Genomic DNA, 11795 nt, shown 5'->3' with positions numbered 1-11795 from the left:
AGAAAATATGAACCGGTTTACAGACAAAGTCGTGGTAGTGACTGGCGCAGGTTCCGGCATGGGTGCTGCATCGGCACGGCGTTTTTCTTCAGAAGGGGCGATTGTGGTACTTGTCGGCCGGACGAAAGAAAAGCTGGAGAAAGTCGCTAAAACGTTGAGCAGTACGCAGTATTACATTCATCTGGCGGATGTTTCTTCCGCACAGGATGTGGAGCGTATGGCAGAAGTGATTGAAGATAAATTCGGCCGGGTCGATGTGCTGGTAAATGGCGCAGGCGTCGTGGTGCAGGGCAAAGTGACAGAAGCCAGCCTCGATGACTGGCAGAAAATCATGGGTATCGATCTGAGCGGTGTTTTCTACTGCACACGTTTCTTTATGCCCGCGCTGATTAAAAGCAAAGGCAATATCGTGAATATTTCCTCGGTGTCCGGCATCGGCGGTGACTGGGGCATGAGCTTCTATAATGCCGCGAAAGGTGGTGTGACCAACTTCACCCGTTCGATTGCTATGGATCACGGTAAAGACGGCGTGCGTGTCAACGCTGTTTGTCCGTCGCTGACCTTCACGGATATGGCGGCTGGCATTAAAGATAACCAGCCGTTACTGGCGAAATTTGCCGAACGTATCCCGCTGGGGCGTGGGGCAGAGCCGGAAGAAATTGCCGATGTGATTGCGTTTCTCGCCAGTGATGATGCGCGCTTCGTGACGGGCGTTAATTTGCCGGTTGATGGCGGACTTTCTGCCTCAAACGGTCAGCCTCCGCAGGCATAGCACGCTGTTTAGAAAAGCGGTCGATAATTTCGAACAGGACTGGCAGGGCGCGCTTGGGCGATTGTCGTTGTAAGCAGATTATCGTTGTAAAAGGATTGCCGCTGTAACTGACTGAATGCCAGTAAAAAGCCCGACAGGAAAATCTGCCGGGCTTTTTTATTTGCTCAATACCGTACTTTTACTTCACACCATACTGGACAAAGAAATCCAGCATACGCTGCCAGCCATCAGCGGCGGCTTCAGCGTGGTAGCTCGGGCGGTAATCAGCGTTAAACGCGTGACCGGCTTCCGGATAGACCACGATTTCCGCCGTGGCGTTGGCTGCGCGGATGGCCTGACGCATGGTTTCAATCGTGTCCAGAGGAATGCTGGAATCTTCTGCGCCGTATAAACCCAGAACAGGCGCATCCAGCGCGGCGGCGCGATCGACCGGTTGTGACGGGCTGGTCAGCGTTTTGTCACCCACCAGTTTGCCATACCAGGCTACGCCCGCTTTCAGCTGCGGATTGTGCGCCGCATACAGCCAGGTGATGCGTCCGCCCCAGCAGAAACCGGTGATACCTAATTTGGAAATATCCCCGCCATGTTGCGCGGCCCAGTGTGCGGTGTGGTCGAGATCGGAAAGCACCTGCTGATCCGGCACTTTGCTGACCAGTTTGGCGAAAAGCTCGCTGATTTCGGTGTAATCACGCGGGTCGCCCTGACGGAAATACAGCTCAGGCGCGATGGCCATATAGCCCTGTTTCGCCAGACGGCGGCAGACATCCTGAATGTGTTCGTGTACGCCAAAAATTTCCTGCACTACAAGAATGATCGGCAATTTGCCGGTGAACTGTTCCGGACGGGCAAGATAGGCAGGCATGTCTTCGCCCTGCGAAGGAATAGTGGTCTGGCCTGCGTGCAGTCCGTCGGTATCGGTGTGGATGGTGGTACTGGCGACGGGAGTGACGGCAGGAGCAAAGCTGGTCGGAGCCTGTTTCAGGGTAAGCAATTCTTCTTTTTTCATCGGGGTCTCCAGGCAAGTGTCCATACGAAAATCTGTGGCTTTGGATTAAAACTATAGCCCTAAAGCATGAACAGCAAGGCGCAAGAGATGTTCTATAGTTAAAAGTTAATCAGGAAAGTCATCATGGAAGATTTACAGAACGTACACCAAACGCCCGAAACCTTAGTCTTAGGAGCTATGTTCAATGTCAAAATCACCGTCTAAAGTGACCAAAAAAAGTGAGCCAAAACCGGTAAGCCGCGCCCCCGCCACGGGCATCGAGTCCTCTCAACCTGGCCTGGGCGACCTGGCACCCGCCGATCGTGCTTATCAGCCTTCACCCCAGCCGACACCGCCGGGGAAAGAGCCGACCGCTTCCGGCAGTGCCAAAAGTCCGAAAAATACCAATGCCAAACTGGACGCATTAGAGCGCCATCGTAAAAATGGCGAAAAGCAGCCGCTGACCACCAATCAGGGCACCAAAATCTCGGATGATCAGAACTCGCTGAAAGCCGGCAGCCGCGGGCCGACGTTGCTGGAAGATTTTATCCTCCGCGAGAAAATTACCCATTTTGACCACGAGCGCATTCCTGAACGTATTGTTCATGCGCGCGGTGCGGCGGCGCACGGCTATTTCCAGCTATACCGCAGCATGAAAGACGTCACGAAAGCCCATTTTCTCTCTGATCCGGCAAAGAAAACGCCGGTGTTTGTGCGTTTCTCTACCGTTCAGGGCTCGCGTGGCTCGGCGGATTCTGTTCGCGACATCCGTGGCTGGGCGACCAAATTTTATACCGATGAAGGCATTTACGACCTGGTCGGCAACAATACGCCGGTATTCTTTATTCAGGATGCCCATAAATTCCCTGATTTTGTCCATGCGGTAAAACCCGAACCGCATAATGAAATCCCGCAGGGTGCCAGCGCGCACGACTCCTTCTGGGATTACGTGTCCCTGCAACCTGAAACACTGCATAACGTTTTCTGGGCGATGTCTGACCGTGGCATTCCTCGCAGTTACCGTACGATGGAAGGTTTTGGCATCCATACATTCCGTTTCGTGAATGCCGAAGGGAAAGCCACTTTTGTGCGTTTCCACTGGAAGCCGCTGGCCGGAAAGGCCTCTTTGTTGTGGGATGAGGCGCAGAAACTGGCCGGGAAAGATGCGGATTTCCACCGCCGTGATTTATGGGAAGCCATCGAAGCCGGTGATTATCCTGAATATGAACTGGGCGTTCAGCTGATCCCGGAAGAAGACGAATTCAAATTTGATTTCGATCTGCTGGATCCGACCAAGCTGATCCCTGAAAAACTGGTGCCGGTAGAACTCATCGGCAAGATGGTGCTTGACCGTAACCCCGATAATTACTTCGCGGAAACCGAACAGGTCGCATTCCATCCGGGACACGTGGTGCCGGGCATCGATTTCACCAATGACCCGCTGTTGCAGGGGCGCCTGTTCTCCTATACCGATACGCAGATCAGTCGTCTTGGCGGACCGAATTTCCATGAAATTCCGATTAACCGCCCGACCTGTCCGTACCATAACTTCCAGCGTGACGGCATGCACCGGCAGGATATCGATACCAATCCGGCGAATTATGAGCCGAATTCCATCAACAATAACTGGCCGAGGGAGACACCTCCGGCAGCGTCCGGCGGCGGTTTCGAAAGCTATCCGGAGCGGATAGATGCGGAAAAAATCCGTCAGCGCAGTCCGTCATTTGCTGAGTATTATTCCCACCCGCGTTTGTTCTGGCTGAGCCAGACAACAGCGGAGCAGGATCATATTGTCGAGGCCTTCTCGTTTGAATTGTCGAAGGTGGCGCGGCCGTATATCCGCGAGCGTGTGGTGGATTTACTGGCGCATGTTGACCAGACGCTGGCGCAGAAAGTGGCTAAAAATCTGGGTATTACGCTTTCCGCTGACACCCTGAAGATAAAAGCGCCGAAGCCGGTGAATGGCCTGAAAAGTGATCCGACCCTGAGTTTGTATGCCAGCGGCAAAGGCACGATTAAAGGGCGTCAGGTGGCAATTCTGCTCGGTGAAGGCGTGAATGCGGCCGATGTACTGGAAACCTTGCAGGCGCTTCAGGCGGCGGGTGTGCATCCTAAATTACTGGCGAGTCATTTAGGGACTGTCACCGCCGATGATGGTTCGACATTACCGGTGGATGCCACATTTGCCGGGTCACCTTCCATTACCGTCGATGCAGTGATTGTTCCGCACGGGCATATTGATGCACTGCTGATGAACGGCGATTCCCGTCATTACCTGCTCGAAGCCTATAAGCATCTGAAAGTCATCGGTTTAAGTGGTGATGCGCGTCGCTTCAAATCGCTGCTTGGGCTGAAGGATGATGTGCCGGAAGAGGGCGTTGTCGAAGGTGAAAAAGCCGAAGGCGCATTGCTGAAAACGTTCCTGAAAGAAATGCTGAAACACCGTATCTGGTCGCGTAGTGCAGCGGCAGATGCGGTTCCTGCCTGATTTGTCATAACTGACAACAGCCTGTCTCCGGTAGCGGAGCCAGGCTGTTTAAAATCGCGTCAATCGCCTGTTAATTTGTGACCATCATCACAAATTAAATGTATGCGTAATTCCTGTTGTTACATCATAGTGACGACCGTCACGAAATAACGTCACAATGTTCAGTACAGTTGCCGGGTGTTCCTCCTGCCAATTTATGACCTTACACACAGAGGAGTTTGTTATGTCTCAGCCTGAAGTTTTCCATCTTGGCCTGGCCAAAAAAGATTTAAACGGCGCGACGCTGGCGATTGTTCCCGGCGACCCTGAGCGCGTGGAAAAAATTGCCAAACTGATGGAGAACCCGGTTCGTCTGGCTTCCCACCGCGAATTTACCTCATGGCGCGCTGAGCTTGATGGCAAGTCTGTGATTGTTTGTTCAACCGGTATTGGTGGTCCTTCGACTTCCATCGCGGTTGAAGAACTGGCGCAACTGGGGATCCGTACCTTCCTGCGTGTCGGCACCACCGGCGCTATCCAGCCACACATCAATGTGGGTGACGTTCTGGTGACTACCGCCGCCGTTCGCCTTGATGGCGCAAGCCTGCATTTCGCCCCAATGGAATTCCCAGCGGTCGCCGATTTTGCCTGTACCACCGCGCTGGTTGCTGCGGCAGAATCCGCAGGCGCTGCCACGCACATTGGCGTGACCGCGTCTTCTGACACCTTCTATCCGGGTCAGGAACGTTATGACACCTTCTCCGGCCGCGTTGTCCGTCGCTTCAAAGAATCGATGAAAGAGTGGCAGGAAATGGGCGTCATGAACTATGAAATGGAGTCCGCCACCTTGCTGACCATGTGCGCCAGCCAGGGCCTGCGCGCCGGTATGGTTGCCGGTGTGATCGTGAACCGTACGCAGCAGGAAATCCCTGATGCGGAAACCATGAAGAAGACCGAAAGCCATGCGGTGAAGATTGTTGTAGAAGCGGCTCGCCGACTTATCTGATTTCCCGTCATCCTTTCTGCAACTCGAATGATTTAGGGAAAGGATCGGATTATAAAGAAACTACATCACATTGATGGGCTGCCACTGGCGGCCCATTTTTTTGTCCTGTTAAGCAGATCTGTTAAGGTCATGTTAGTAATGCGTCTGGAATAATTGATCAATTCCCGCTCCGTATCTCTGATAAAAAGGAACTGCATTTTTGACTGTTCATGATCTTCTCGATTACACCACCACCTTTATCCGCGCGCATCAGGTGTGGGCTGCGCCCATCGTCTTCTTTCTGGCTTTTGGTGAGTCTCTGGCCTTTTTGTCACTGCTCCTTCCTGCGACCTTTATCCTGCTGGGATTGGGCGCGCTGATTGGCGAAACCGGTATTCCTTTCTGGCCCATCTGGGCCGCCGCCGCTGCGGGTGCTTTCTTTGGTGACTGGCTTTCCTATTGGGTCGGCAACCATTTTCAGGACAGAGTGGGTAACTTCTGGCCTTTCTCACGTCATCCGCAAATGCTGGTGCGCGGTCATGCTTTCTTTGACAAGTGGGGCATGCCGGGCGCGTTTATCGGTCGTTTCTTTGGCCCGCTGCGTGCTGTTGTGCCGCTGGTCGCGGGGATTTGCGGTATGCCGCAAAAATATTTTCAGATTGCCAATGTGACGTCGGCGCTTATCTGGGCTTTCGGCATTCTGGCGCCTGGCGCTTTTGGCATTCAGTGGCTGAGCCGCTGGTTTTGAATCCTGCTCCCTGTGGCTGACCGCCGCAAGGGGGCAAGTACAGAGAAATTCCCTTTTGGAAGACGTCTCGCAAAGGCTCAATGCAACAGAAAATAGACTGGACATCCATACAGCCTGACATTACCTTGGCCGCAAGAGACTTCAAGAGGGAAATCGTGTGGATATCAGCATTCTGACTGCTCTGGCAGCGGCGTTAATTGGCTTACTGGTGGGGTGGCTTGTCGCCAGTTTGCGACAACAGCAACAGCAAACGGAGTACGAAACGCAGCGCCGTTTGCTGGAACAATCGCTGGAGCAGGTTAAAGCGGAAAATGATACGCACAAAAGCGAGCGGCTATCGGGCCAGCAGCAACTGCGTGAAGCTGAACTTGAGTTGAGAAAATTGCATAGCCTGCAGGCCGCCAGTCAGGAAAAGCTGCAACTGCTGGCGCACTGGCAAAACGAGTGTGAACAGCTTAATCAGGAACTGCGCGCACAGCGGGAAATTAACAGTGCGCAGGAGGCAGAATTGCGTGAGGTTTCCACCCGTCTGGATGAAACCCGCATGGCGGCTGAGGAGAAGCAGCGTCTGCTGATCAACAGCGAACAGCGTCTCAGCAGTCAGTTTGAGAATCTGGCGAACCGGATTTTCGAACAAAATGGCCGTCGCGCCGACGAACAGAATAAGCAAAGCCTCGACAAATTACTGCTGCCGTTGCGCGAGCAACTCGACGGTTTCCGCCGTCAGGTGCAGGACAGCTTCGGGCAGGAAGCCCGTGAACGGCATACGCTGGCCCACGAAATCCGCAATCTGCAACAGCTGAATGTCGAGATGGCGCGTGAAGCCGTCAACCTGACCAAAGCGCTGAAAGGTGACAACAAAACGCAGGGCAACTGGGGCGAAGTGGTGCTCAGCCGCGTGCTTGAGGCTTCCGGATTACGTGAAGGCTATGAATATCAGACGCAGGTCAGCGTGCAGGTAGACAGTAACAGCCGCATGCAGCCTGACGTGGTGGTGCGGTTACCGCAAAACAAAGACGTGGTGATTGACGCCAAAATGACGCTGGTCGCTTACGAGCGTTATTTCAACAGTGAAGATGACGCTGAGCGCGAAATCGCTCTCAATGAACACATTGCCTCAGTACGCGGGCACATCCGCCTGCTCGGACGCAAAGATTATCAGCAACTTCCTGGCCTGCGCAGCCTCGATTATGTGCTGATGTTTATCCCTGTTGAACCTGCTTTCCTGCTGGCCATCGACCGGGAGCCCGAATTGATCAGCGAAGCACTCCGTCACAATATTATGCTTGTCAGCCCGACGACTCTGCTGGTGGCGTTACGCACGATCAGTAATCTGTGGCGCTATGAACACCAGAGCCAGAACGCCAAACGTATCGCCGATCGCGCTGCGCGTCTTTACGACAAACTGCGACTGTTTGTGGATGACATGGAGTCGATGGGGCAGAGCCTCGACAAAGCGCAGGGAAGTTATCGCGCTGCGATGAATAAACTCACGCAAGGCCGTGGTAATCTTATCGGACAGGTTGAGAGTTTCCGCGCTCTGGGTGTTGAAGTTAAACGGCCAATCAGCCCTTCTCTGGCTGAGAGGGCTAAAGCGGAAAATGAACCTGAAGATACCGCATCTCTGCCAGATACCTCTGATGCGGAAGAAGAACAGACACTGAACCCGCGCGAGCTAAACTTGCATCAATAGGCCGCGCTTGCCGGAAGGGCCAGCACGGCATTTCAGATTCAACGTGTGAATTATTGCAATATGTTGAATCACCATCGGTGATGGGGCTTTCCTATGGGTTCTGATACACTTCTCCCCAAGAGTTCGACTGAAAAAGCAGGCATATAAAATGGAAAAGCAGACGCAGGAAACCACTCATTTTGGTTTTCGTACAGTAGCCAAAGATGAAAAACAGGAAATGGTGGCAGAAGTCTTCCATTCCGTTGCGGCAAAATATGATTTGATGAATGACCTGATGTCTTTCGGTATTCATCGTATCTGGAAGCGCTTCACGATTGATTGCAGCGGTGTCCGTCAGGGACATCGTGTACTGGATCTGGCTGGTGGTACGGGTGACCTGACCGCTAAATTCTCCCGTCTGGTGGGTGAGAAAGGCGAAGTTGTGCTGGCCGATATCAATGATTCCATGTTGAAAATGGGCCGCGAAAAGCTGCGCAATCTCGGCATTGTCGGTAACGTCAGCTACGTACAGGCGAACGCCGAAGCCCTGCCTTTCCCTGATAACTATTTTGACTGCATCACGATTTCCTTCGGTCTGCGTAACGTTACCGAAAAAGAAAAAGCGCTGCGTTCAATGTTCCGCGTGCTTAAGCCGGGCGGTCGTTTACTGGTTCTGGAATTCTCCAAACCTGTCCTCAAGCCTTTGAGCAAAGCCTACGATACCTATTCCTTCCACATTCTGCCGCGCATTGGCGAGCTGGTTGCGCAGGATGCTGAGAGCTACCGCTACCTGGCCGAATCTATCCGTATGCACCCTGATCAGGAAACCCTGAAGGGCATGATGGGCGATGCTGGTTTTGAAAATGTGACGTATCACAATCTGACGGGTGGCATTGTCGCACTGCATCGGGGTTTTAAATTCTGATATGAGTATGCCGATGTTGTTAACGCCGTTGCTGACTGCCGCTATCGAGACGCCGCTCAATTTTCTGCTTTTCAAAGATCGCAGCATGAAGGCGGCGCGCACGCGTCTGGCAGGTAAAGTTTTACGTGTTGAGTTGCAGGAACTGAGCTCACCGCTGACCTTTGTTTTCAGCGAGCAAAAAATCGATGTCCTCGGACAATGGGACGGCGCGGCCGATTGCACCGTCACTTCCCGGATTTCATCTCTGCGCAAATTACGGGATCGCCAGCAGCTGTCACCGATGATGCGCAGTGGCGAACTGGTGGTCGACGGGGATATTTCCGTGGTTCAGCAGTTCTCTGCGTTGCTGGATATGGCGGAATTTGAGCCCGCAGAATTTCTGGCGCCCTATATCGGTGATATCGCCGCACAGGGGTTAAGTCAGGCGGTTCAGGGCGGCTTTAATTTTCTGCAAAAAAGCCTGAAGCACCAGCAAAGTTATGTGGCGCAGACGCTGACCGAGGAGTGGAAAATGGCACCCGGTCCGCTGGAAGTCGTCTGGTTTAGCGATGAAGTCACTGCACTGAAGCATGAACTTGATGCGCTGGATAAACGTATCGAAAAACTGGAGGGCAAACCGTGACGCCTAGGGAAATGCGACGTTTATACCTGATTATCCGCATGTTTCTTATCTACGGCCTTGACGAACTGATCCCTAAAATCCGCTTAACGCTGCCGCTGCGAATGGGCCGTTATCTTTTTTTCTGGTTACCTCATCGTCACAAAGATAAGCCGTTGGGCGAGCGCATGCGTCTGGCGCTGGAACAACTTGGGCCGGTTTGGATCAAGTTTGGTCAGATGATGTCCACGCGCCGCGATCTTTTCCCTCCGCATATTGCCGATCAACTCGCTCTGCTGCAGGACCATGTCCCGCCGTTTGATGGCGCAAAAGCGCGTCAGCAAATCGATGCTGCACTTGGTGGTCCGCTGGAAACCTGGTTTGATGAGTTCGATCAGACTCCGCTGGCTTCTGCCTCGATTGCACAGGTTCATACGGCAATCCTCAAGGAAAACGGCAAGCCAGTCGTACTCAAGGTTATCCGCCCGGATATTTTGCCGACCATTGTGGCGGACATCCGCCTGATGTCTCGCCTTGCAAGCTGGCTGCCGATTCTGCTACCCGATGGTCGCCGTTTGCGCCCGCGTGAAGTGGTACGCGAGTATGAGAAAACCTTGCTCGATGAACTGAATCTGTTACGTGAAGCAGCAAATGCGATTCAGCTTCGTCGTAACTTTGAAGGTAGTCCGATGCTGTATGTGCCGGAAGTGTATCCGGACTACTGCAGCGAACGACTGATGGTGATGGAGCGCATTTACGGCATTCCGGTTTCTGATATTGAGGCACTGAAAAAACAGGGCACCAATATGAAATTGCTGGCAGAGCGTGGTGTGCAGGTGTTCTTCACACAGGTTTTCCGCGACAGTTTTTTCCATGCCGATATGCATCCGGGCAATATTTTCGTCAGCTACGAAACGCCGGAAGACCCTTGCTACATAGGGATCGATTGCGGCATAGTGGGTTCGCTCAATAAGGAAGACAAGCGCTATCTGGCGGAGAACTTCATCGCGTTCTTTAACCGCGATTATCGCAAAGTGGCTGAGCTGCATGTCGATTCCGGCTGGGTTCCCCGCGATACCAACGTTGAAGAATTCGAATTTGCTATCCGTACGGTCTGCGAACCGATTTTTGAGAAACCACTGGCAGAGATTTCCTTTGGCAACGTATTGTTAAACCTGTTTAACACGGCGCGGCGCTTTAATATGGAAGTCCAGCCTCAGCTGGTGTTGCTGCAAAAAACACTGTTGTATGTCGAAGGCCTCGGGCGTCAGCTTTATCCTCAGCTGGATTTGTGGACCACGGCAAAGCCGTTCCTCGAAAGCTGGGTACGCGATCAGGTCGGTTTACCGGCGATGATCCGCGCACTGAAAGAGCGTGCGCCGTTCTGGCTCGAGAAAATGCCTGAGTTGCCGGATTTGGTGTATCAGAGTCTGCATCAGCACAAGCTGTTGCAATACAACATTGAGAAGCTTTCCTCGCAGATCCATAACCAGAGTTCCCGTCAGGGTCAGTCTCGTTATCTTCTGGGAATAGGTGCGACGCTGTTGTTAAGCGGAACCCTTTTGCTGTTGGGCGACGTGAAGATTTATCCAGCCTGCCTGATGGCTGCCGGTGCTGTTTCCTGGTTGATCGGATGGAAGCGCGCCAGCTAATCATATTGTTTTAAATTGAATGCCGTTTGCGAACGGCAATGAATGTCGTTCCTTCCTATTGAGGTGAAAAAAATGGGTGGTATTAGTATTACAAAAATCCTGATTCTCGTTGTTCTTGTGGTACTGCTGTTCGGTACGAAGAAACTGCGTGGTCTGGGTTCTGATCTGGGCGCGTCCATCAAAGGCTTCAAAAAAGCCATGAGCGATGACGATACTCAGCCAAAAACTAAAGACGCTGACATTTCTCCAACTGATGCTGATTTCACGGCAAAGTCTGTTGAGATCAAGCCGGAAGCGAAAGCAGAAGACACCAAGAGCCAAAACAAAGAGCAGGTATAAGCCGTGTTCGATATTGGATTTAGTGAACTGCTGCTGGTATTGGTGATTGGCCTGGTTGTTCTCGGGCCGGAGCGTTTACCTGTAGCAGTGAGAACAGTAGCAGGCTGGATCCGTACGCTTCGTGCAATGGCCGCTTCAGTTCAAAGCGAATTATCGCAGGAGCTGAAACTTCAGGAGCTGCAGGATAGCCTGAAGAAAGCGGAAGAGTCCGGTCTGAAGAATTTAACGCCTGAAATCAAAGCGTCTATGGACGAATTGAAAGAAGCGGCAGAATCCATGAAAAAGTCGATCAATTCAGGGCTTAACCCTGCGGAGAAGGCGGTGGAAGAAGCCAAAGCTGAAGGCAATACCATTCATAATCCGGTTCTGGATGAAGCGGAAGCGCATCATGACGCGGGTGTTTCTCCGGCAACGGCAGACAAAGTGGTTTCTGCTCCGGCAGGTGCGCCTCAAAGCGCTGTTGATGCTGCACTCGCATCGAATAAATCCGCTCATGCTGCTCAGCCATTGATGACACCAACGGAACCGGTGCCTGACACTTCTGTTGAGGTTGCACCGTTGACGAAAGCTGCTGTGGATGAAGCCCCTGTTGCTGAAACTGCCGCACCCGTCAAACCGGCTTCATCAACTCAAACGACAGGTGACCGTTAAA

General features: G+C 52.7%; 11 protein-coding genes. 10 read left to right on the top strand and 1 reads right to left on the bottom strand.

Going from position 1 to position 11795, the window contains the following annotated elements; translation table 11 throughout:
• Window positions 1-7: 7 nt before the first annotated feature.
• Window positions 8-772: an SDR family NAD(P)-dependent oxidoreductase gene (locus ACJY2G_RS17975; RefSeq protein WP_112290940.1), complete on the top strand. Its 765-nt coding sequence runs from the start codon at window positions 8-10 to the stop codon at window positions 770-772.
• A gap of 178 nt (window positions 773-950) precedes the next feature.
• Here ACJY2G_RS17975 and ACJY2G_RS17970 read toward each other — a convergent pair whose 3' ends face one another.
• Window positions 951-1778 (bottom strand): dienelactone hydrolase family protein, encoded by an 828-nt coding sequence (locus ACJY2G_RS17970; RefSeq protein WP_120162770.1) that lies wholly within the window; start codon window positions 1776-1778, stop codon window positions 951-953.
• 184 nt (window positions 1779-1962) lie between these two features.
• Here ACJY2G_RS17970 and katE point away from each other — a divergent pair, with 184 nt between their 5' ends.
• The 9 genes from katE to tatB all read left to right on the top strand — a co-directional run bounded on the left by katE (window position 1963) and on the right by tatB (window position 11794).
• Window positions 1963-4245, top strand: a complete 2283-nt coding sequence (gene katE, locus ACJY2G_RS17965) for a catalase HPII (RefSeq protein ID WP_439291973.1) — start codon at window positions 1963-1965, stop codon at window positions 4243-4245.
• 223 nt (window positions 4246-4468) lie between these two features.
• Window positions 4469-5230: a uridine phosphorylase gene (gene udp / locus ACJY2G_RS17960; protein ID WP_112290943.1), complete on the top strand. Its 762-nt coding sequence runs from the start codon at window positions 4469-4471 to the stop codon at window positions 5228-5230.
• Window positions 5231-5429: 199 nt separating this feature from the next.
• Complete coding sequence (locus ACJY2G_RS17955; protein ID WP_113878008.1) at window positions 5430-5957, top strand: DedA family protein; 528 nt, start codon at window positions 5430-5432, stop codon at window positions 5955-5957.
• Window positions 5958-6114: 157 nt separating this feature from the next.
• Entirely contained in the window at window positions 6115-7650 is a 1536-nt protein-coding gene (gene rmuC, locus ACJY2G_RS17950; protein ID WP_120162769.1) for a DNA recombination protein RmuC, read from the top strand.
• A gap of 148 nt (window positions 7651-7798) precedes the next feature.
• Window positions 7799-8554, top strand: coding sequence for a bifunctional demethylmenaquinone methyltransferase/2-methoxy-6-polyprenyl-1,4-benzoquinol methylase UbiE (gene ubiE, locus ACJY2G_RS17945; protein ID WP_112290948.1), 756 nt, complete (start codon window positions 7799-7801; stop codon window positions 8552-8554).
• A gap of 13 nt (window positions 8555-8567) precedes the next feature.
• Window positions 8568-9176, top strand: coding sequence for a ubiquinone biosynthesis protein UbiJ (ubiJ, locus tag ACJY2G_RS17940; protein WP_430320607.1), 609 nt, complete (start codon window positions 8568-8570; stop codon window positions 9174-9176).
• Complete coding sequence (ubiB, locus tag ACJY2G_RS17935; protein ID WP_112290949.1) at window positions 9173-10804, top strand: ubiquinone biosynthesis regulatory protein kinase UbiB; 1632 nt, start codon at window positions 9173-9175, stop codon at window positions 10802-10804. Before ubiJ ends, ubiB begins: the two co-directional genes overlap by 4 nt.
• A 72-nt stretch (window positions 10805-10876) precedes the next feature.
• Window positions 10877-11143 (top strand): Sec-independent protein translocase subunit TatA, encoded by a 267-nt coding sequence (tatA, locus tag ACJY2G_RS17930; RefSeq protein ID WP_112290973.1) that lies wholly within the window; start codon window positions 10877-10879, stop codon window positions 11141-11143.
• 3 nt (window positions 11144-11146) lie between these two features.
• A complete protein-coding gene (gene tatB, locus ACJY2G_RS17925) occupies window positions 11147-11794 on the top strand; it encodes a Sec-independent protein translocase protein TatB (protein WP_120162768.1) in 648 nt (215 codons plus the stop codon).
• Window position 11795: the final 1 nt, after the last annotated feature.

Source organism: Rahnella sp. ATs2 (assembly GCF_051851855.1).
Classification (GTDB): domain Bacteria; phylum Pseudomonadota; class Gammaproteobacteria; order Enterobacterales; family Enterobacteriaceae; genus Rahnella; species Rahnella variigena.
This window is presented reverse-complemented; position numbering and strand designations above follow the sequence as displayed.